Annotated in this window: 18 protein-coding genes; 3 read left to right on the top strand and 15 right to left on the bottom strand. The window is 71.1% G+C overall.

Annotated features, from left to right (window positions below; translation table 11 throughout):
• Positions 1 to 239: 239 nt before the first annotated feature.
• A complete protein-coding gene (locus tag ABD733_RS16505; RefSeq protein WP_344798243.1) occupies positions 240 to 932 on the bottom strand; it encodes a MazG nucleotide pyrophosphohydrolase domain-containing protein in 693 nt (230 codons plus the stop codon).
• 102 nt (positions 933 to 1,034) lie between these two features.
• Between ABD733_RS16505 and ABD733_RS16500 the strand changes: the two genes are divergently transcribed.
• Complete coding sequence (locus ABD733_RS16500; RefSeq protein ID WP_344798241.1) at positions 1,035 to 2,243, top strand: Na+/H+ antiporter NhaA; 1,209 nt, start codon at positions 1,035 to 1,037, stop codon at positions 2,241 to 2,243.
• Between the two features lie 74 nt (positions 2,244 to 2,317).
• Here the strand turns inward: ABD733_RS16500 and mfd are convergent, their stop codons facing one another.
• The 4 genes from mfd to ABD733_RS16480 all read right to left on the bottom strand — a co-directional run bounded on the left by mfd (position 2,318) and on the right by ABD733_RS16480 (position 9,255).
• Entirely contained in the window at positions 2,318 to 5,947 is a 3,630-nt protein-coding gene (mfd, locus tag ABD733_RS16495; RefSeq protein WP_344798238.1) for a transcription-repair coupling factor, read from the bottom strand.
• 119 nt (positions 5,948 to 6,066) lie between these two features.
• The gene (locus ABD733_RS16490; RefSeq protein WP_344798236.1) at positions 6,067 to 7,083 is read right to left on the bottom strand and encodes a Brp/Blh family beta-carotene 15,15'-dioxygenase; all 1,017 of its coding nucleotides are present in this window, start codon (positions 7,081 to 7,083) and stop codon (positions 6,067 to 6,069) included.
• Positions 7,067 to 8,398 (bottom strand): lycopene cyclase family protein, encoded by a 1,332-nt coding sequence (locus tag ABD733_RS16485; RefSeq protein ID WP_344798234.1) that lies wholly within the window; start codon positions 8,396 to 8,398, stop codon positions 7,067 to 7,069. The genes ABD733_RS16490 and ABD733_RS16485 overlap by 17 nt, the downstream gene beginning before the upstream one ends.
• 20 nt (positions 8,399 to 8,418) lie before the next feature.
• Complete coding sequence (locus ABD733_RS16480) at positions 8,419 to 9,255, bottom strand: bacteriorhodopsin (RefSeq protein ID WP_344798232.1); 837 nt, start codon at positions 9,253 to 9,255, stop codon at positions 8,419 to 8,421.
• Positions 9,256 to 9,424: 169 nt separating this feature from the next.
• Between ABD733_RS16480 and ABD733_RS16475 the strand changes: the two genes are divergently transcribed.
• The gene (locus ABD733_RS16475) at positions 9,425 to 9,910 is read left to right on the top strand and encodes a MarR family winged helix-turn-helix transcriptional regulator (RefSeq protein ID WP_344798230.1); all 486 of its coding nucleotides are present in this window, start codon (positions 9,425 to 9,427) and stop codon (positions 9,908 to 9,910) included.
• On the opposite strand, the gene ABD733_RS16470 is transcribed toward ABD733_RS16475, so the two are convergent.
• The 6 genes from ABD733_RS16470 to ABD733_RS16445 form a co-directional block, all read right to left on the bottom strand.
• A complete protein-coding gene (locus ABD733_RS16470; protein WP_344798228.1) occupies positions 9,822 to 10,424 on the bottom strand; it encodes a signal peptidase I in 603 nt (200 codons plus the stop codon). The genes ABD733_RS16475 and ABD733_RS16470 overlap by 89 nt on opposite strands.
• A 4-nt stretch (positions 10,425 to 10,428) precedes the next feature.
• Positions 10,429 to 11,406 (bottom strand): hypothetical protein, encoded by a 978-nt coding sequence (locus ABD733_RS16465; RefSeq protein ID WP_344798226.1) that lies wholly within the window; start codon positions 11,404 to 11,406, stop codon positions 10,429 to 10,431.
• On the bottom strand, positions 11,403 to 12,002 hold the full coding sequence (locus tag ABD733_RS16460) for a hypothetical protein (RefSeq protein ID WP_344798224.1): 600 nt from the start codon (positions 12,000 to 12,002) through the stop codon (positions 11,403 to 11,405). Before ABD733_RS16460 ends, ABD733_RS16465 begins: the two co-directional genes overlap by 4 nt.
• 25 nt (positions 12,003 to 12,027) lie before the next feature.
• Positions 12,028 to 12,582, bottom strand: coding sequence for an alternate-type signal peptide domain-containing protein (locus ABD733_RS16455; RefSeq protein ID WP_344798222.1), 555 nt, complete (start codon positions 12,580 to 12,582; stop codon positions 12,028 to 12,030).
• A gap of 266 nt (positions 12,583 to 12,848) precedes the next feature.
• A complete protein-coding gene (gene pth / locus ABD733_RS16450) occupies positions 12,849 to 13,436 on the bottom strand; it encodes an aminoacyl-tRNA hydrolase (RefSeq protein WP_344798220.1) in 588 nt (195 codons plus the stop codon).
• A gap of 45 nt (positions 13,437 to 13,481) precedes the next feature.
• Positions 13,482 to 14,102 (bottom strand): 50S ribosomal protein L25/general stress protein Ctc, encoded by a 621-nt coding sequence (locus ABD733_RS16445; RefSeq protein ID WP_344798218.1) that lies wholly within the window; start codon positions 14,100 to 14,102, stop codon positions 13,482 to 13,484.
• A 267-nt stretch (positions 14,103 to 14,369) separates the two neighbouring features.
• On the opposite strand from ABD733_RS16445, the gene gndA reads away from it, so the two are divergent.
• Positions 14,370 to 15,842: an NADP-dependent phosphogluconate dehydrogenase gene (gndA, locus tag ABD733_RS16440; RefSeq protein ID WP_344798216.1), complete on the top strand. Its 1,473-nt coding sequence runs from the start codon at positions 14,370 to 14,372 to the stop codon at positions 15,840 to 15,842.
• A gap of 71 nt (positions 15,843 to 15,913) precedes the next feature.
• On the opposite strand, the gene ABD733_RS16435 is transcribed toward gndA, so the two are convergent.
• The 4 genes from ABD733_RS16435 to ABD733_RS16420 form a co-directional block, all read right to left on the bottom strand.
• Positions 15,914 to 17,299 carry an 8-oxoguanine deaminase gene (locus ABD733_RS16435; RefSeq protein WP_344798214.1) on the bottom strand — a complete coding sequence of 462 codons (1,386 nt, stop codon included), beginning with the start codon at positions 17,297 to 17,299 and terminating at the stop codon, positions 15,914 to 15,916.
• A gap of 4 nt (positions 17,300 to 17,303) precedes the next feature.
• Positions 17,304 to 18,281: a ribose-phosphate diphosphokinase gene (locus ABD733_RS16430; protein WP_344798212.1), complete on the bottom strand. Its 978-nt coding sequence runs from the start codon at positions 18,279 to 18,281 to the stop codon at positions 17,304 to 17,306.
• A 54-nt stretch (positions 18,282 to 18,335) separates the two neighbouring features.
• Positions 18,336 to 19,784: a bifunctional UDP-N-acetylglucosamine diphosphorylase/glucosamine-1-phosphate N-acetyltransferase GlmU gene (gene glmU, locus ABD733_RS16425; protein WP_344798210.1), complete on the bottom strand. Its 1,449-nt coding sequence runs from the start codon at positions 19,782 to 19,784 to the stop codon at positions 18,336 to 18,338.
• A gap of 167 nt (positions 19,785 to 19,951) precedes the next feature.
• On the bottom strand, positions 19,952 to 20,575 hold the full coding sequence (locus tag ABD733_RS16420) for a TetR/AcrR family transcriptional regulator (protein ID WP_344798208.1): 624 nt from the start codon (positions 20,573 to 20,575) through the stop codon (positions 19,952 to 19,954).
• Between the last annotated feature and the right edge of the window lie 65 nt (positions 20,576 to 20,640).

The following is a 20,640-nucleotide window of genomic DNA, read 5'->3' as shown; positions in this document are numbered from 1 at the left end:
CTCGTCTCTCGTGTCGCTTCGGCGGCCGTGATCCGCGGCCGGGTGAGCGACGATCACGATAACAGAGGACGCTTCCTCGACGGGTCCTGTCCGACGACCGCCCCCCGTGAGCAGTTACAGATGATCCTTCTGAAATACTGAGAACGAGTTTGTGACATTTCAGTCGTGTGTAAGATGAGGTGTCGCGCTGAACAAGCGCGGCCGAGCATGGCTGATCACCTGCTCGGGCGGGGTCCCCTCTATTCGGGTTGTGGGGTGCCCCGCCGTCTCCTCTCCGCCTCGCGCAGGGCGCTCTCCCGCTCGCGCAGGGCCCCGCGGAGGGCCCGCTCCGCGTCCCAGCCACGGCTCGACGCCTCGTCGACCCGCTCGAGGAGCCAACGCCCCCAGGCCTCTTCGGAGTCGGGCTCCGGCGCCGTGACGGGGGCGCAGGATCCTGCGGGCTCCGACACCGCGCCCGTCGCCTCGGCCCTCGACCCGATCTTCTGCGCGCGTGCCAGCGCCGGCAGCCCGAGCGGCACCCCGTCGTACGCGCTCTCCCGGGAGGTCTTCTCGCGTGCCTTCGCCGCCGACCACAGCCGCACGATGTCGTCGACCCCGTTCGCGCTGTCGGCGCCGAAGACGTGCGGGTGGCGGCGGCGGATCTTCTCGTCCACCTCGGCCACGACGTCTCCGAGGTCGAAGCCCTCGCCCGAGCGGGAGGCGATGCCCGCGTGGAGGACCACCTGGTAGAGCACGTCGCCGAGCTCCTCGCGGAGGTCTGTCACGTCGCCGTCCTCGATCGCCTCGACGAGCTCGTAGGTCTCCTCGATCAGGTACGTGACGAGAGAGCGGTGCGTCTGGGCGCGGTTCCACTCGCAGCCGGGCGGGTCGAGGAGCGCGTCGACCGTGCTCACGAGGTCGCGGAGGGCCTGATCCTGCTCGGTCTCTGGCACTGGGCTCCCGTCGTCCGCCGTCACTCCCCTCACGATAGGATCGTTCTCGGTGAGTCGGGAAGTCTGGTCGACACTTTCTTTCTCGACCCTCGATTGGACTCCATGAGCCTCCTCCGATCCGAACGCGCCTCTGCCGGTCTCCTCCTCGGCGCCGCTGTCCTCGGCCTCGTCCTCGCCAACCTGCCCACCGGGCCCGGTCTCCTCCCGATCAAAGACCACCACCTCGACATCCCGGCGCTCGGCCTGAACCTCTCGGTCGGGCACTGGGTCAGCGACGGCCTCCTCGCGCTGTTCTTCTTCGTCGTCGCGGTCGACCTCAAGCACGAGCTGCTCCGCGGCGACCTCAACTCGGTCTCCAAGGCCGTCGTGCCGGCGATCGCGGCCGTCGGCGGGGTCCTCGCCCCGGCCGGGCTGTACGCGCTCGTCACGCTCGGCACCCGCTACGGTTCCGGCTGGCCGATCCCGACGGCGACCGACATCGCCTTCGCCCTCGGCGTCCTGGCCGTGTTCGGCTCGGCGCTCCCCGGCCGCATCCGGGTGTTCCTCCTGGCGCTGGCGGTGCTCGACGACCTGATCGCGATCCTGATCATCGCCATCTTCTTCACCCACGGCAGCGACCTGCTGTTCCTCGGGCTGGCGGTCGTGTCGGTCGTCGTGACGTTCGTCGCCGGGCGGTTCCTCGGCCGGTTCGAGGGAGCCCTGGCGGTGCTGGCCGTCGTGGTCGTCGTGCTCCTGGCCGTCGTGACCTGGTACCTGGTCTACCGGTCGGGCGTGCACGCGACGATCGCCGCCGTCGCCGTGGGCCTCGTGCTCCCGCTGAAGCCCGCGCGCAAGGCGGTCCACGCGCTCGAGCCCGTCACCAACGGCGTGGTCCTTCCGGTGTTCGCCTTCGCCGCCGCCGCTGTCGTCGTGCCGAGCGTCGGCCTCGGCGAGCTGAGCCCGGTGTTCTGGGCGATCGTCGTCGCGCTGCCCGTCGGCAAGCTCATCGGCATCACCGTCGCCGGCGGCATCGCGTCGCGCATCTTCCGCAACCCGGATCCTGCCCGGCGCAGCCAGACGCTCAGCATCCGCGAGCTCGTCGCCGTGGCGATGCTCGGCGGGATCGGGTTCACCGTGTCGCTGCTGATGAACGAGCTGGCCTTCGCACGGTCGCAGGAGATCGTCGACGAGGGGACCCTGGCCGTGCTCCTCGGATCGGCGGTGTCGATCGTGATCGCGGCCGTGCTGGTCCGCGGGCTGAAGCAGGCCGACTCCCGCCGTCGCCGCGCTGCCCACGAGGCCGCCGTCGCTGCGAAGGCCGCCCGCCCCTAGGTTCGCGCGAGGCAGGACGACGGCCGCGAGAACAGCGGCCGCCGCAGCCTGCGCTCAGCCCTGCGACGCAGCGCTCAGCCCTGCGACGCAGCGCTGTCGGCCGCCGAGCTCGGCGCCTCGGCCCCGTAAACGCTGGTGAGCAGCTGCTCCACCCACGTGATCAGCTCGGCGTCGGGCAGCGGCTCGCCGTGCTTGCGCGGCATCGGGACCGTGACCGACTTCGTCTGCGCGAAGTAGCGCGCGCCCGGGAACAGCCGCTGCAGCCGCAGCTGCACGCTGTCGGCCAGCTCGAACGACGCGACGCGGAGGTTCGACCCCATCGCGACGACCTCGCTGAGGCCGGTCTTCTGCGCCATCCTGCGGAGCCTCGACACCTCGATGAGCGCGAGCACCTGCGCCGGCGGCTCGCCGTAGCGGTCGGTGAGCTCTTCGAGCACCTGCGTGATCTGCTCGTCGCTCGACGTCGGCGACGACGCGGTCGACAGCTTCTGGTAGGCCTCGAGGCGGAGGCGCTCGCTCTCGACGTACTCGTCGGGGATGTGCGCGTCGACGGGCAGCTCGAGCCGGAGCTCGGTCTGCCCCTCGGCGACATCGCCGCGGAACGCGTTGACGGCCTCGCCGATCATCCGCAGGTAGAGATCGAACCCGACGCCCGCGATGTGGCCGGACTGCTCGCCGCCGAGCAGGTTGCCGGCGCCGCGGATCTCGAGGTCTTTCAGCGCGACCTGCATGCCCGCGCCGAGCTCGTTGTTCGCCGCGATCGTCTCGAGCCGGCCTTGAGCGGTCTCGGAGAGCGGCTTGTCGGCGTCGTAGAGGAAGTACGCGTACCCGCGCTCGCGACCTCGGCCCACGCGGCCGCGCAGCTGGTGCAGCTGCGACAGCCCGTAGCGGTCGGCGCGGTCGATGATCAGCGTGTTGGCGTTGGCGATGTCGAGACCCGTCTCGATGATGGTCGTCGAGACGAGCACGTCGAACTTGCGCTCCCAGAAGTCGACCATGACCTGTTCGAGCGCCGACTCCGGCATCTGACCGTGAGCGATCGCGATCCTGGCCTCGGGCACCAGCTCGGCGATCTGCGCCGCGGTGCGGTTGATCGACGAGACGCGGTTGTGCACGAAGAACACCTGGCCCTCGCGGAGGAGCTCGCGCCGGATGGCCGCCGCGATCTGGCGGTCGCTGTTGGGGCCGACGAACGTCAGGATCGGGTGGCGGTCTTCGGGCGGGGTCGCCAGCGTCGACATCTCGCGGATGCCGGTGACCGCCATCTCGAGGGTCCGCGGAATGGGGGTCGCGCTCATCGCGAGGATGTCGACGTTGGTCTTGAGCTTCTTGAGCTGGTCTTTGTGCTCGACGCCGAACCGCTGCTCCTCGTCGATGATGACGAGGCCGAGGTCTTTGAACGAGAGGCCGTCGGTCAGGATGCGGTGGGTGCCGATGACGATGTCGACCGTGCCGTCGGTGATGCCCGCGATCGTCTCTTTCGACTCCTTCGCTGTCTGGAACCGCGACAGGGCGCGCAGGTGCACCGGGAACCCGGCGAAGCGCTCGGCGAAGGTCTCCATGTGCTGCTTGACCAGCAGCGTGGTCGGCACGAGCATAGCGACCTGCTTGCCGTCTTGGACGGCCTTGAACGCGGCTCGGATCGCGACCTCGGTCTTGCCGTAGCCGACGTCGCCCGAGATGAGGCGGTCCATCGGGATCGGCCGCTCCATGTCGGCCTTGATCTCGTCGATGGTCGTCAGCTGGTCGGGCGTCTCGGCGAACGGGAACGCCTCTTCGAGCTCGCGCTGCCAGGGGGTGTCGGGACTGAAGGCGTAGCCCTTCGACGCCATGCGGGCCGAGTAGAGCTTGACGAGCTCGACGGCGATGTCGCGGACGGCCCGGCGCGCCTTGCCCTTGGCCTGCGACCAGTCGCTGCCGCCCATCTTCGACAGCTTGGGCGCCTCGCCGCCGACGTAGCGGCTGAGGAGGTCGAGCTGGTCGGTGGGCACGTAGAGGCGGTCGCCGGCCTGGCCGCGCTTCGAGGGCGCGTACTCGAGCACGAGGTACTCGCGGCTGTGCTTGACGGCGTTGCGGCCGCCGGTCGAGACCTCGCGGCTGGTCAGCTCGAGGAACCGGCCGATGCCGTGAGTCGAGTGCACGACGATGTCGCCCGCCTTGAGCTGCAGCGGGTCGACGACGTTCTTGCGGCGGGAGGCGAGCTTCTTGACCTGCCGCGACTCGTAGCCGGCGGCACGGCCGAAGAAGTCGGACTCGCCGAGCACGGCGATCCTCGCCTCGGCCAGCTCGAAGCCGGCCTCGATCCCGCCCGCCACGAGGTGGACGACACCCGGCTCGAGCGTGTCGGGGAGGGCGTCTTCGAGGCGTGCGGCGATGCCGCGGTCGGCCAGGACGTCGCGGGCGCGCTCGACGAGCCCTGCTCCCCTGGCGGTCACGACGACGCTCCAGCCGTCGGCCACTCGCGCGGCGACGTGGTCGAGGGCGCCCTCCGCGTTGCCCGAGAAGCTCGGCACGGTGTCGGCGTCGACGCGCACGTAGTCGCCCGCGGCCGCGATCTTCTCCTCGTCGGTCAGCACGATGCCGGAGTCGAACCCGGACAGCGACCACCAGGTGCGGTCGCCCGCCTGGTCGCGGAGGTCGCGCGGCGACAGGAAGTCGCCCGAGTCGAGGTCGATCGGGGCCTCGGCGCCGGCGGTCGCAGCACTCCAGGCCGCCTCGAGGAACTCGCGGTTCGTCTCGGCGAGGCTCTTGGCCCGCGAGACGACCCGCTCGGGCGACAGCACCGCGATGGCGCAGGATGCGGGCAGGTAGTGGGTCAGCGGCACCAGCCGGTGCACGAGGGCCGGCGCCAGCGACTCCATGCCCTCGACGGGGATGCCCTGGCCGAGCTTCTCGAGCATCTGCGCGAGGCTGGGGAACTCGTGCTGCATCTCGCGCGCCCGCTGCCGGACCGACTCGGTCAGCAGCATCTCGCGGCTCGGCGGCAGCTCGACGCCGTCGACGGTGGAGTCGAGGCTCCGCTGGTCGGCGACCGAGAAGAGCTTGATCTGGTCGACCTCGTCGCCGAAGAAGTCGACGCGCACCGGGTGCTCGGAGGTCGGCGGGAACACGTCGAGGATGCCGCCGCGCACGGCGAACTCGCCGCGGCGCGTGACCATGTCGACCCGCGCGTAGGCGAGGTCGACCAGCTGCGTCGAGATGAGCGCCAGGTCGTAGCCGCGACCGCCGGTGGTGAGGACGACCGGGTCGATGTCGGCGAGGTTGTCGGAGATGGGCTGGAGTGCCGCGCGCACGCCGGCGACCAGCACGAGGGGCTTCGCCTGCGCAGGATCGGCGGACACCTCGCTCTGCCACGCGCCGAGCCGCCGCAGGGCGTGGATCCGCTTGCCCACCGTCTCGGCGCTCGGGCTCAGACGCTCGTGCGGGAGGGTCTCCCACGCGGGGAACTCGATGACCTCGGCGTCGGGGAGGTAGCTGGCCATGGAGCCGCGGACCGCCTCGGACTCGCGGCCCGTGGCGGTGATGACGAGGAGGGCCTGCGGGGTGCCGCCGGCCTGCTCGGCGCGGCGCGCGAGGAGGCCCGCGAGGAGCGGGATCCGGAGGCCGTCGACGAGCGAGAAGTCGGTCGAGCCGCCGGACTTCTCGAGGGCGGCGTCGAACGTGGAGGCGCGCGAAAGCGCCGGAATCAAGCCCTGGAGGATCACTCGTACGAGTGTACGGGGAGCCTCCGACAAGCGGCTGGGGTGTTCGCGGGAGGCGATGCCCGAGCGCCGGGCTCCTGGTCGGGCTCCTGGCCGGGCTCCCGGTCGGGCTGCCGGCCGGGTCAGCGCCGGGCGCGGTCCATCGCTCCGACGACGACGGCGTGCGGCAGCGTGAGCGCGGAGATCAGGACGAGGTAGATGCCGAGGAGGGCGGAGGGCGAGCCACCGGCCCGCGGCGAGAGCGCGACGAACAGCCCGACGAGCAGCGCCAGCGCCGCCAGGGTGATCGGCGCGGCCTGGAGGGAGAAGCGCGCGAGCACGGCTCCCCAGCGGTTCTCGAGCGCGGGCCCCGCGAGCGCGGCATCGATCAGCGAGAGCCGCACGATGTGCCGCAGGGAGTGCCAGAGCGAGAAGTAGAGGCCGACGGCGAGGACGGGCGGCACCACCGAGAAAAAGGCGATGAGGAGCGTGACCTCGCCGAGGTCGCCGAGGAGGGAGCGGCGTCCGTCGGGCGTCTGGCCGTGAGCGCGGTACTCGGCCAGGACGACCGCCGCGACCAGGACGCCGAGTCCGGCCGCGAGGCCGATCCTGACCGGGCCGGACACGGCGCCCGGAGGAGCACCGACGCCGAAGGCGCGGGTCGTCGAGGCGAGGACGCCGCCGTAGGTCTCGGGGAAGGCGAGGAGAGGGACGATCATCGGCAGGGCTCCGCGGAGGAGCGGGACGGTGACGACGCGCGAGCCGGAGAGCCGGCGGCCGCGCGCCGAGACCGCGTGCGCGTCGCCGGTGCCCCAGTGGAACCAGGTCAGAGCGATGAAGAAGACCGAGGCCGCGACCGGGGCGACGGTCCACAGCCCGAGGACCAGGCCGCCGAGCACGAGATAGAGGTGCACCACGGGGCCGACCGTGCGCAGCGATGCCGGCCGACCCGCCAGCCGCGCCGGGACGAGGTGGTCGAGCGCTCCGTGCGGCAGCCCGAAGAGGACGAGCCCGAGCGCGAACGGGATGATCTGCACGGCAGCCGGGATGGGGACTCCCGCCGCGCACACGAGCGTGATCGCGACCAGGACGACGTCGACGGGGACGAAGAGCCTCCGCCTGGCGAGGACCCAGACCGCGCGGTCAGCGGGAGCCAGCACGAGAGCGGGAGCCGGCGCGGGAGAGGGCCCGGCGGACGAGGGAGATGCCGAGGCCGAGGCCGAGGACGGTCCGGCCGGCCTCGACGAGGAACACGCGCTTCGGCAGTGCCAGGATCAGGCGCGCGATGTCGGAGGGACGGCTCCGGTCGGACAGGAACCGCACCAGGGCGTCCGGCGGGAGACGGCCGAACATGAGCGCGAACACCTTCGGCGCCGCGTCCGGACGGTCCGCGAGGAAGCGCAGGAACACGCGGTCGAGGAGCGAGCAGCGCGGCTCCGGCAGCGCGTCTCTGCTCTGGCCGAGCAGCCACCTGGCCGTCGCGTCGCTCGCCCGCTGGATGCGCAGGAACGTGTAGCCCGTGCTCGGCCGGGTCGCGCCGCCCAGCGTCCCGACGACGGCGACTCCGGAGTCGGACCGCGCCCGGAACGCGTGGTCGGTCATCGGGATCACCCCGCGCTCCTCGGCGAGCACCTCGTAGTCGCCCTCGTCGAGGCCGTGCCGGTCTCGGAGGTACGCGCGGAGCTCCGAGCGGTGCTCCTCGAGGGTCACCGGCGCGTCGGACAGGTAGACGTTCTCGACGAGCGCCTCGCACGGCGACACGGGGAGCAGGTAGCCGAACCGGAGGCCCCGCGACTGGTCGACGTCGAAGTCCATCAGCACGGCCTCCCCCGGATCGAAGACCGGGTCGCGCGTGACGATGTGCTGCCCGACGAAGGCCTGCGGGATCCAGGTCGACCGCGAGCGGATCGCGGCGATCTCGGCCGGGGAGGGCCGCAGACCCCGGGCGTCGGCGACCCGGCTGGAGCGCACGGTGAAGCGGGCCGTCGTCGCCTCGTAGCCGGAGGGGATCGTGCGGTATCCGGCGACCGGCTCGCCGAGCAGGAGCTCGACGTTCGGGTGCTCTGCCAGCCTGCCGAGGGCGTAGCGGTAGAAGTCGTTGGCGGCGAGCGAGAGATAGGGGGTGTCGGGTGCCGACGAGTGCACGTCGTCGCTCGCGGTGCGGACGCGCCAGCTGCCCCAGGCAGCGCGGGCGAGGTGGCTGAACCGGGTGTCCTCGACGTCCCAGTAGCTCCAGGTGCGGTCGTCGGCGTACTCGGTCCGGGCGTCGATCAGCAGGATCGGGCCGGTCGCACCGTTCTCGACGAGCGCGAGGCAGAGCGACAGGGCGGAGCATCCTGCGCCCAGGATCACGACGTCGTACGCGTCTGCGGAGGGCTCGCGGACGAGAAGGGGGTCCGGCACCCGGACCACGGCGCCCCGAGGGAGCGGCGCCGTGGTCCGGAGGACCGGATCGAGAGGATCGGAGAGAAGCACGGACCTGCTCCGAGCCGATCTCAGGCTGCGGAGCGGGAGCGTTCCGCGGGGACTGCGACGTCGTCGTGCGACCCCTCGATCTCGCGGAACGTCGGATCGTCGTCGTACGACTTGATCTTCGCGACCGAGAAGATGATGAGGGCGTACACGGCCTTCGCGACGATGTCGGCGATCGAGTAGCCGACCTGCTTGCCGACCCAGGCGTCCGCACCCTCGATGTTCAGGAGCGGGAGCAGGTAGGCGACCGGGTAGACGCCCCAGCTCAGCAGCAGCAGGAAGCGGAGCCGGCCGAGCGTGCCCCGGACCCCCGCGGGCTGCGTCTTGAGCGACTTGCTGAGCTGCGTGAACAGGACGAACAGGATGTAGGCGAACGGGATGGTCGAGAGCAGCCCGAAGAGGCCGCGGAGGCCGTTGTCGCCACTGATCTCGCCGGGGTAGCCGAGAGCGATCATGAGGGCGGCCGCCGGGACGAGTCGCACCAGGAGGCGGCGCTGGATGCTCCGGGCGAGCGCGAGGACGGCGACGAGCTCCACCAGCAGCAGCGGCACCGTCAGGAGCCAGTCGACGTACCGGTAGCCCTCGTTGAACGCCTCGCCGGCGGCCTGGCTGTAGGTGCCGGTGCCGCCCACGGACTTCGTGACGAACGCTCCCTTGAAGGAGTCGAAGATGCGGAAGTAGTGGTACGCCGCGATGCCGCAGACGATGATCGCCACCGTGATGGCCTGCCGGTACCGGGGCAGGATCCTCGGGAGGGAGATCAGCAGGAAGATCGCCGTGAACAGCTGCGAGGCGATCACCAGCGACAGGAAGTTGTAGACGGTCTCATACTGCCCGTGCGTGAGCATTGTGGGAATCACGTTGTCCTCCAGTGGACGTCGATCAGTGTGCGGGCGTCGGGCTGACGCACCAAGTGATTCGGATGCTAAACCGTTAACGAGCTAAATGAAACGATGATCTCTCGGAATCGAGCGGGTATTCTGACGCTTCGGTCATGACAGCGCTCGGCGAGCGCCCGAACGGAGGCCTGTGGCGAGCGAAGACGTGGAGATCCACGAGCTGAGCGGGTTCGCGGATGCCGCGATCCGCCTCTTCCGGGCCCTCGAGGCGAACCGTCAGCGGCTCGCGACCAGCCACGGCCTGTCGAGCCTCGAGCTGCGGGCGCTCCTGCGGGTCGCCGCTCAGGGCAGGGTGACGCCGAAGATCCTCGCGACCGACCTGGCCGTGACCAAGGGGGCGGTGACCGGCCTCTCCGACCGGCTCATCTCGCTCGGCCACCTGCGGCGCGCGGAGCACCCGAGCGACCGCCGCAGCCTGTTCCTCGAGCTCACTCCCGAGGGCAACGCCGTCATGCGCGGCATCCACACGTCGTTCCGCGAGATGATCGAGGCGGCCACGGGCGTCGTCGACGACAGCGCCCTCGAGGTCACGACCAGGTCGATCGGTGCCGTCGCGGCCGAGATCGACCTGGCGCTGAAGCGCTCCGGCGACCCCGATCCCTCCGCCCGGGCCTGACGGCCTCCCGGACACCCAGCAGGATCATCACGGCCGCGTAGGCGAAGAGGGCTCCGGCCGCCGAGGGCACCACCCACGACCGCCCCGGGCCGTCGACCGCCTGGTTGACCCAGCCCAGGCCCGGCACCGAGTACCAGACGGTCCCCCGGAGCTGGACTGCGCGGACCGCTTCCTGGTCGGCACGGGCGTTCGCGTCGCCGCGGAAGGTGAACAGCCGGTCGCCGGCGGAGGTCGTCGTGATGGCCTTGACCCGGTGAGTGACGACCTCGGGGCGCCCCGACTGCAGCTGGTACGTGGCGATCTGCCCGACCCGGACGTCGGCGGGAGCCGTCGGGCGGACCACGACGAGGGTGCCGGGCGGGAGGGTCGGCGTCATCGACGAGGTCAGGACCGTCAGCGGGGTCGAGCCGGTCGCGCGCGGCACGACGACGAGGACCGCCGCGAGACCGGCGACGACCAGCAGGAGGCCGAGGCTGAGGCCGAGCACGAGGGCGCGCAGGATCGGGCGGGTCACGTCGTCACCCGCCGCAGACCACGGTCCGCGCCGCGTTCGACTCGGCGAACGTGACGGTGCCGGTCGCGACGGTCTCCCCCGTCGGCCTCCCGTCGGCGTCGAGCACGTCCACGTCGATCCGGGCCGGGCCGTCCGGCGCCACCTGGGGCGAGACGTCGGTGCCGGCGAGGTCGAACGACGGGTGATAGCCCTGCTCGGCGGCATTGATCCTGGTGCCCGCGACCACCAGCCCGTAGTAGGTGTCGGACGGTCTCGCGGACGGATCGAAGCCGATCGTCACGTGGAAGTCGCCGTCGTACGGCGTGCAGGTCGCCCGGGCCACGGCGGGCGACGCCGCAGGGGGCGCGGTCGCAGGGGGCGCGGCCGCCGAGGTGTTCAGGTAGAAGCCGCCCGTGACGGCGGCCGACGTCCACGATCCCGCGGAGATGACCAGCGAGACGACCGGGTTCGTCGTCGCCGACGCCGGTGCGTCCGCTGCGGGCGTGCTCCGCGTGCACCAGACCGCCGACGCCTTCGGGGCGAGACTGCCCGAGAGGGAGGGCAGCGAGGCCCAGGTCCCGCTGACGGACGGCGATCCGACCGGTGCGGACCCGGTGCAGTCGGCGGTCCCGGCGACCTGCCACGCGTCGACCCGGATGCTCGACGCCAGGGCCGACCCCTGAGTGGCGGCGACGCTCGTCGAGTAGGTTCCGGCGATGCTGCCGGCGTTGGTCAGAGTCAGGGGTGCGGTGAGGCTCGTGACCGACGAGGAGAACGTCGTGGTCATCGCGTCGGTCCCGCTGAGCGAGCCGGCGAGCTTGCCCAGGATCACGCTCGACCCGCCCGACGCCGACGCCGACCAGAGGGCGAAGGCCGCCGAGGCCGACCCCGTCACGAGCAGTGCCGCGAGGGCGGCCGCGATCCCGACGCGGAGGGCTCGGCCGGCGACCCGGTGCGGCCGCCTGGCGAATGGTCGCGACCGGTCCGCGATCCTGCGCCTCATCGCGGCACCTGCGTCCCGCTCACCGTGACCGTGAAGTCGACGACCGCGCCCGACACCGACTGCGGCGCGTCTGCGGCGAGCGTCACCTCGAGGCAGGCGTAGGCCTTCGCTCCTGCGGGGAGCGTGTAGTAGCCGCTGCCGGTGTCGAAGGTCGCGATCGGGCCGCTCGCGCCGCCGAGCCCGGGCGTGCAGGCGGCCGCCGACGTGACCGAAGCCAGGTGCAGCGTCGTCGCGCCGAGCACGGTCGCGTCGGGCGTCGGCGACACGTACGACACCTTCGTGGAGGTCGTCGCGACGCGGACGCTGAGCGGCACGGAGCCCTGGTTCGTCACGCTGAACGCGCCGACCGTCGAGGTGCCCGGCCCGAGCGGCGTCAGCCGCAGCGCGGGCATGACCCCGACGTAGAGCGACGCCGTCCCGCTCCGGACCGTCCCGCCGCCGATCGAGGCCGCGTCCGCATTCCAGAGGGCCAGGGTCCCGCGCGTCCCGAGAAGACCGGTGAGCAGCACCAGGGCCGCCACCGCCGCGACGGCGAGGGCGCGGCGGCGGAGGCCGGAGCGGAGCGGACGCGCGTGGCGTCCGCGGGCGAGACTCATCGTCGGATCCTGCGTCGGTCGCCGTCTACGACCCGATGGCCGTCTGGGTCAGCGTGAACGACAGGCGGGAGAGGTCGATCGAGCCGTTCTGGCCCGTCGTCGCCGACTGCGGGAGCGCGACCGTGAAGACGACCGACACGGTCGACGATGCCGCCGACGGCGAGACGACGAAGGTGTTCGCCTTCGAGTCCGAGGGCGTGATCGAGGCGCTCGACGACGAGACCGTCAGGGTCTTGGAGACCGCCGAGAGGAGGCCGGCGTCGCCCGTGATGGTCGCAGGATCGTAGGTCAGCTCGGCCTTCAGATCGGTGCCCGTCGCGGTCACCGTCAGAGGCTGCGTGAAGCGGTAGGTGTCGCCCGGGACCATCAGGATGGAGGCGGCCGACACGGTCTGGTCGCGGCCGTTCGTGACGTCGGTCCAGGTGCCGGCGCCCGCGCTGGTCAGCGAGAGCGTGCCGGAGCTGATCGTCGAGGCGTCGGCCTGGACGTTGCTGTTCCACAGGGCGAAGGTGCCCGCTCCACCGAGGAGCAGGGCGATGGCGGCGGCGCCTGCGATGGCGCCGGTGACGAGCTTGTTCATGGTGCCTGTCCGTTTCTGCGCATCCGTGCGCGAGCGCGACGAGTCGCGCCGTCGGGACGGCGCCGGGGCCACTCGTCGCGGAGTCCTGGGATCCCCCGCGATGCGCGAGGGCTCGGGACCCCCGCTCGACAGGCCGCCGGCGCGAGTGGTCTCGCGATGCAGGTCTGAGGATCCCTCCGCGGGGCCCGTCGTGGGTTCGACGATAGATCGTCCCCCAGAAGGCGGACACACCCAGTGCGGGGACACCCGGTGTCCCCCTCAGGGGATCAGTCGGCGGTGTGGAACTTCAGCTGGGCTGCGGTGATGCCGGAGGCGGCGATCAGCTCGACGGCGTCGGCAGCCTCGTCGAGGAGGTTGGGGAGCGTCTTGCGCTCCGTCGCCGAGAAATCTTGAAGGACGAAGTCGGCCGCCGAGAGGCGCCCGGGGGGACGGCCGATGCCGACCCGCACCCGGGTGAAGTCGTTCGAGCCGCAGGCCGCGATGATGTCGCGCAGGCCGTTGTGGCCGCCGTGGCCGCCGCCCTGCTTCAGCTTCAGGGTGTCGAACGGGATGTCGAGCTCGTCGTGCACGACGATGAGCCGCGACACGTCGAGGTCGTAGTAGCGCAGGAGGGCCGCGACCGGCGGGCCGCTGACGTTCATGAACGTCAGCGGCTTCGCCAGCACGAGGCGAGGACCGCCGGGGAAGCTCCGCCCCTCGGCGACCGTCGCCTGCGTCTTGTGGTTCTTGAAGCCCGACCGCATGCGGTCGCCGAGCAGGGCGAGGACCATCTGCCCGACGTTGTGCCGGGTGGACGCGTAGCCGGGCCCGGGATTCCCGAGCCCGACCACGAGCCATCTGTCGTCTTCAGCCATGCTCGGCGAACGTCAGCCTTCGTGTCGGGGGTGTGAGAGAAGCGACTATTCGCCCGAGCCGGAGTCGGCGTCGGCCGAGTCGTCGGACGACTCGCCCTCGGTGGCCTCGTCGCCCTCGGCGACCTCGGCACGGGGCAGGCTGACGTTGACCACGAGGATCTCGGGGTCGGTGATCAGCTTGGCGCCCTCGGGCAGCGTGATCTCCTGCGCCTGGATCTGCGCGCCGTCCTCGAGGCCCTCGATCGACACGACGACGTTCTGCGGGATGTTCGTCGCGAGCACCTCGAGCAGCAGCGTGTTGGTCTCGACGACGTGGATGGTGCCGGGGTAGGACTCGCCCTCGATGTGGACGGGGACCTCGACCTCGACGCGCTCGCCGGCGCGGACGATCACGAGGTCGATGTGCTCGATGATCTGACGCACCGGGTCGCGCTGGATGTCCTTGACCAGGGCGAGCTGGTGCGTGCCCTCGATGTCGAGCTCGAGGATCGAGTTCGACCGACGGGTGATGAGCATCGTCTCGTGGCCGGGCAGCGTGACGTGGACCGGGTCGGTGCCGTGACCGTAGAGGACGGCGGGGATCTTCGAGGCGGCGCGGATCTTGCGCGCGGCGCCCTTGCCGAACTTGGTGCGCAGCTCGACGGACAGCTTGTTGTCGTCAGACATGGTGTTCTCCTTGGGGACTGGGGTGTTCTGGGGTTCAACTCGAACGCATTGTCAGCGTGAGGAAAGACCGGGAAGCATCTCTCGAGGAGAGACGCGGAGCCCTGGAGTCCGCCCACCGCGTCGATAACGGATGCTGGTGCATCCCTCGCCGAAGTTCAGTCGCCGAGTCTACGGCACGAGGGTGCCCCCGTCGAACCCGGTCTCAGCAGTCCTGGCTGCGGCGAGGCAACCGTGGCTAGATTGGCGATACCGATCGAAGGAGGCAGCGTGGCCGATCACGCGGAATCAACCGAGACATCCGGCAAGGCGAACATCGGCGTGGTGGGGCTGGCCGTCATGGGCTCGAACCTCGCCCGCAACCTCGCCAGCCGCGAGGGCAACACCGTCGCCGTCTACAACCGCTCCCCCGAGCGCACCGACGTGCTGATGAAGGAGCACGGCGACGCCGGCTTCATCGCGTCGAAGTCGATCGAGGACTTCGTCGCGTCGCTGTCGAAGCCCCGCACCGCGATCATCATGGTGCAGGCCGGGAAGGGCACCGACGCGGTCATCGGACAGCTCGCCGACCTGTTCGAGGAGGGCGACATCATCGTCGACGGCGGCAACGCCAACTTCCACGACACGATCCGGCGCGAGCACGAGCTCCGCGAGCGGAACCTCAACTTCGTCGGCACCGGCATCTCCGGCGGCGAGGAGGGCGCGCTCAAGGGGCCGTCGATCATGCCGGGCGGGAGCGCGGAGGCCTGGGAGACGCTGGGCCCGATCCTGCGCTCGATCGCCGCCGTCGCGGAGGGCGAGCCGTGCGTGACCCACATCGGCACCGACGGCGCAGGTCACTTCGTCAAGATGATCCACAACGGCATCGAGTACGCCGACATGCAGCTCATCGCCGAGTCGTACGACCTGCTCCGCCACATCGGCGGCCACGACCCCGACGCCATCGCCGAGGTCTTCGGCGAGTGGAACAAGGGCGAGCTCGAGTCGTACCTGATCGAGATCACCGCCGAGGTGCTCAAGCAGAAAGACGCCAAGACCGGCAAGCCCCTGGTCGACGTCATCGTCGACGAGGCCGGCTCCAAGGGCACCGGCGTCTGGACCGTGCAGAACTCGGTCGGGCTCGGCGTCCCGGTCGGAGGCATCGCCGAGGCGGTGTTCGCGCGCGCCGTGTCGTCGAAGCCCGACCAGCGCGCCGCGGTCAAGAAGACGCTGAAGAACCGTCCCACCGTGCAGGAGGCGGGCGAGGGCTTCGAGGACGACGTGCAGAAGGCGCTCTACGCCTCGAAGATCATCGCCTACGCCCAGGGCTTCGACGCCATCATCGCCGGGGCGAAGGAGTACGACTGGTCGATCGACAAGGGCGCGGTCGCCAAGATCTGGCGGGGCGGCTGCATCATCCGGGCGCAGTTCCTGAACAGGATCGTCGACGCGTACGAGAACGACGCGTCGATCGCGACGCTGCTGGAGGACGAGTACTTCGCCAAGGCCATCGCCGACGGGGAGGACGCCTGGCGCCGCATCGTCGCGAAGGCCTCGCTCTCGGGCATCCCGGTGCCCGGATTCGCGTCGGCGCTGTCGTACTACGACAGCCTCGCCGCGGAGCGCCTGCCCGCGTCGCTGATCCAGGGCCAGCGCGACTTCTTCGGAGCGCACACCTACAAGAGGATCGACAGCGACAAGGTGTTCCACACCTTGTGGAGCGACGACCGCTCGGAGATCGAGACGGAGCCCTCGACGCACTGAGCGCCGCCGAAAGGCCGAAATCCGCCCCTCCCGCGTCGGAAGAGGGCGGATTTTGGCCTTTCGGCGACGAGTCAGAGGGAGCGCAGGAGTCGGGAGGCGCCGGCAGCAGCGTCGGCGAGGTGCTGCTCGTCGGTGCGGGTCAGGCGGCCGTCGTCGACCACGAGCTCGCCGCCGACGTAGAGCCGGGCGACCGGCGGCAGGGACGCGAGACCGAGGGTCGCGACAGGATCGGCGATCCCCGCGAACTCCACGCCGTCGATGCGCCAGAGGGCCAGGTCGGCCAGCTTCCCGACCTCGAGCGACCCGAGGTCGCGGTCGCGGCCGAGCACGCGCGCCCCGCCGAGCGTCGCGATCCTGAGCCCGTCTCGCACCGAGAAGCCGTCCGCTCCCGAGCGGAGCCGGTTCATCAGGACCGCCTGCCGGATCTCCGTGCCGAGCTGCCCGGACTCGTTGGAGGCCGCCCCGTCGACGCCGAGGCCCACCGGTGCCCCCGCCGCGAGGAGGGCAGCGATCGGCGCGATGCCCGCCGCGAGCCGCGCGTTCGACGACGGGCAGTGCGCCGTGCCCGTGCCGGTGGCGGCGAACCGCGCGATGGCGGGAGCGTCGAGGTGCACGCTGTGAGCCATCCAGACGTCATCGCCCAGCCAACCGAGGTCGTCGAGGTAGTCCGTCGGCGTCCGGCCGAAGCGCTCGCGGCAGAAGGCGTCCTCTTCGACGGTCTCGGAGCCGTGCGTGTGCAGGCGGACGCCCAGCTGGCGGCCGAGCACCGCCGACTCGCGGAGCAGGTCGGACGTCACCGAGAACGGCGAGCACGGGGCCAGCGCGATCTGCACGCGGGCATCGCGCGCAGGATCGTGGAACCTCGCCACGGCCTCCCCCGACGCCTCGAGCGCCGCTGCCGTCGTCTCGACCGCGAAGTCGGGCGGGAGGCCGCCCTGCGAGGCGCCGAGGTCCATCGATCCGCGCGTGGCGTGGAGCCGGACGCCGACCGTGTCGGCCGCGCGGACGATCCCGCCGAGGAGGTCGCCCGAACCCTCGGGGAACACGTAGTGGTGGTCGGCGACCAGGCTGCAGCCGGAGCGGGCGAGCACGGCGAGGGCCGCCGCGGCGCCGGCCTCGACGAGCGGCTCGGTGATCCTCGACCAGGTCGGGTACAGGGCGGTGAGCCAGTCGAACAGGATCGCGTCCTGGGCGATCCCGCGCGTCAGCCACTGGTAGAGGTGGTGGTGCGTGTTGACGAGCCCCGGGGTGAGCAGGTGGCCGCGGGCGTCGATCAACTCGACGGAGTCGGGGCGGGATCCTGCGGCCTCGGCCCCGCCTGTCAGCCGGTCGGGCGCCGGACCCGCGCCGACCGCGACGATGCGCGACCCGTCGACGACGAGGTGACCGGAGTCGTGCTCGGTGCCTGCTTCGTCTACGGTCGCGATGAAGGCGTTCTCGAAGACGAGACGCTTCACGGGGTCAGGCGGCGCCGTCGAACATGCTCGTGACCGACCCGTTGTCGAACACCTCGTGGATCGCGCGCGCGATCAGCGGAGCGATCGGCAGCACGGTCAGGCTCTCGAAGCGCTGGTGGTCGGTGAGCGGGAGCGTGTCGGTGACGACCACCGAGTCGATGAACTCGTTCGACAGGATCTCGGGCGCAGGATCGGAGAACACCGCGTGCGTCGCCGCGACGACGACTCCGAGAGCGCCCGCCTTCTTGAGCGCCTCGGCGGCCTTGACGATGGTGCGGCCCGTGTCGATCAGGTCGTCGACCAGCAGGCAGACGCGACCCTCGACCTGGCCGACGATCTCGTGCACGGAGACCTCGTTCATGACGCGCGGGTCGCGGCGCTTGTGGATGATCGCGAGCGGTGCGCCGAGCTTCTCGCTCCAGATGTCGGCGACCTTCACGCGGCCCATGTCGGGCGACACGACGGTGAGCGTCTTCGGGTCGAGCTTCTCCTGGAAGTGCTTGAGCAGCACCGGCATCGCGAACAGGTGGTCGACGGGGCCGTCGAAGAAGCCCTGGATCTGCGGGGCGTGCAGGTCGACGCTCATGATGCGGTGGGCGCCCGCGGCCTTGAACAGGTCGGCGACGAGGCGGGCGGAGATCGGCTCGCGGCCGCGGCCCTTCTTGTCTTGGCGGGCGTACGGGAAGTAGGGGGCGACGACGGTGATGCGCTTGGCCGAGGCGCGCTTGAGGGCGTCGACCATGATGAGCTGCTCCATGAGCCACTCGTTGATCGGCCGCGTGTGCGACTGGATGACGAAGGCGTCGGAGCCGCGCACGCTGTCGTCGTAGCGCGCGTAGATCTCGCTGGACGCGAAGGTGCGGGCGTCGGTGTGGGTGAGCTCGGTGCCCAGCTCTCGCGCGATCTCGTTCGCGAGGGCGGGATGGGCCCGGCCTGTCACCAGCACGAGTCGGTTCTCGCCGGTGATCTTGATTCCCGACACGTCACTCGCTCTCTGGCCCGGAGGCCTGGCCCCGCGTCTCGAGAGACGTGCGGCCTAGTCGTCGTTGCTGGTGCTCTGCGCTTCAGACGCCTGGGCGGCTGCCGCAGCCCGCGCTGCCTCGGTGCCCGGACGCTTGGCCTCGACCCATCCGGTCATCGTGCGCTGCGGAGCGACGTTGATGGCGAGGGATCCGGCCGGCACGTCTTTGCGGACGACTGTTCCTGCACCTGTGTACGCTCCGTCACCAATCCTAACGGGCGCGACGAACACGTTGTGCGACCCGGTGCGGACGTGGGAGCCGACGACGGTGCGGTGCTTGTTCACGCCGTCGTAGTTCGCCGTGATGGTGCCCGCTCCGACGTTCGAGCCGACGCCGACCTCGGTGTCGCCGACGTAGCTGAGGTGCGGCACCTTGCTGCCCTCGCCGATGACCGCGTTCTTCGTCTCGACGTAGGTGCCGATCTTGCCGTCCTTGCCGAGATCCGTGCCGGGGCGGAGGTAGGCGAACGGCCCGACGCTCGCGCCCTCCCCGATCACGGCGAGCGTCGCGTCGGTGCGCTTGACGACGGCGTTCCGGCCGACCTCGGTGTCGACGAGGGTGGTGTCGGGCCCCACGACGGCGCCCTCCTCGATGACGGTCGCGCCCTTGAGCTGCGTGCCGGGCAGGATCTCGACGTCGCGCGCCAGGCTCACGTCGCGGTCGATCCAGGTGGTCTGGGGATCGACGACGGTGACGCCCTCGAGCTGCCAGTGCTGCACGATCCTGTCGTTCATGCGGCGGGCGGCCGCGGCGAGCTGGACCCGGTCGTTGATGCCCTCGACCCGCCAGGCCTCGTCGATCGGCAGGGCGGCGACGCGGCCGCCGTTGATCGTGGCGAGGCCGACCACGTCGGTGAGGTACTTCTCGTTCTGCGCGTTGGCCGGGGTGACGAACGGGAGGTGCTTGCGGAGCGAGGCCACGGTGAAGACGTAGGTGCCCGAGTTGATCTCGGCTACGAGGAGCTCGTCGGGGGTGGCGTCCTTCTGCTCGACGATGCGGTCGACGGAGTCGTCGGCGCGGCGGATGATCCGGCCGTAGCCCTTCGGCTCGGGGACCACGGCGCTCAGCAGGGTCGCCTCGGCGCCAGCCGACCGGTGCTCCTCCAGGAGCCTCAGGAGCGTGTTGTGATCGACGAACGGCACGTCGGCGCTGACGACGACCACGTCACCGTCGAAGTCGCCGGGCAGCGCGTCCACCGCCTGCTCGACGGCACGGCCGGTGCCGGGCAGGTCGTCCTGGTCGACGATGACCGCCTGCGGTGCGACCTCGAGGACGCTCGCGGTCACGGTGTCGCGCTCGTGCCGCACGACGACCTGCAGGTGGGCAGGATCGAGGGCCCGCGCCGACTCGAGGACGTGGTGGATCAGCGGGAGGCCCGCCAGCCGGTGCAGGACCTTCGGGGTGGACGACTTCATCCTGGTGCCCTGGCCCGCTGCGAGGACGATGACGGCAAGTTCGGGCACGGTGGTTCTCCTCGCGGTGGTCTGACTGCGGCACGTCGGGCATGTCGCCGGGCCGGCCGCCCTTCCGGCGGCGCTCCGTCGGGACGGTCGCCGCAGTCATCGAGCGTAGCGCCAGGTCGGCGGCGATCGCGGGAGGTCGGGGCGGCGGCGGGAGACGGGCCGCCGGCCTACCGGCTCGACGGTGCCGGCGGGGTCGCGAGCGCACCCGACACGAGCGCCTGCACGAGCCGGTCGCCGTCGTAGCGGGGGTCGGCGGCTGCGCCGATGCAGAGGTTGCCGACGCCCTTGAGGAGGCTGTAGCCGTCGAGGACCGTGCCGGCCGGGACGGCGCCGCCCGACCGAGGTGCCTGCTCGGCGAGCGCGGCGTCGAGGAGCGTCTGGCAGACGGGCACCAGGCGGTCGACGAAGAAGGTGTGGAGGGAGTCGGATCCTGCATCGTCGCCGTTGAGCGCGTCGGCGAGACCGTGCTTCGTGACCAGGAAGTCGACGAAGACCGCGATCCAGGATCGGAGAGCCGACTCGGCGGTGCCGCTGTCGACGAGGAGCCGCGGGCCCGCCTCGGCGAGCGCCTCGACCTGGTGCCGGTAGACCGCGACGACGAGCGCCGACCGCGTCGGGAAGTGGCGGTAGACCGTGCCGACGCCGACACCCGCGCGGCTCGCGATGTCTCGGACGGGCGCGTCGACCCCCGACTCGACGAAGACGGCTGCCGCCGCGTCGAGCAGCTCCTGCGGGCTGCGGCGCGGTCGGCCGACGGGCCTCGCCGTTGAGTCGGGGCGCTCTTCAGACACCGACTCCTCCGTTCTCTTGCTTAACGGAACACTGTTCCGTAACGTTGCGGAGCGACGCTCCGATA

Source organism: Frondihabitans peucedani (assembly GCF_039537585.1).
GTDB classification, from domain to species: Bacteria; Actinomycetota; Actinomycetes; order Actinomycetales; family Microbacteriaceae; genus Frondihabitans; species Frondihabitans peucedani.
The sequence above is the reverse complement of the archived record's forward strand: the minus strand, read 5'-3'. Positions and strand labels throughout refer to the sequence as shown.

What these genes read in the sequence shown, in the direction of transcription:
- pth (WP_344798220.1), bottom strand. Translation starts at nt 13,436, where the DNA reads ATGGCTGAAGACGACAGATGGCTCGTGGTCGGGCTCGGGAATCCCGGG.
- ABD733_RS16460 (WP_344798224.1), bottom strand. Translation starts at nt 12,002, where the DNA reads ATGAGTCTCGCCCGCGGACGCCACGCGCGTCCGCTCCGCTCCGGCCTC.
- ABD733_RS16500 (WP_344798241.1), top strand. Translation starts at nt 1,035, where the DNA reads ATGAGCCTCCTCCGATCCGAACGCGCCTCTGCCGGTCTCCTCCTCGGC.
- ABD733_RS16455 (WP_344798222.1), bottom strand. Translation starts at nt 12,582, where the DNA reads ATGAACAAGCTCGTCACCGGCGCCATCGCAGGCGCCGCCGCCATCGCC.
- ABD733_RS16445 (WP_344798218.1), bottom strand. Translation starts at nt 14,102, where the DNA reads ATGTCTGACGACAACAAGCTGTCCGTCGAGCTGCGCACCAAGTTCGGC.
- ABD733_RS16465 (WP_344798226.1), bottom strand. Translation starts at nt 11,406, where the DNA reads ATGAGGCGCAGGATCGCGGACCGGTCGCGACCATTCGCCAGGCGGCCG.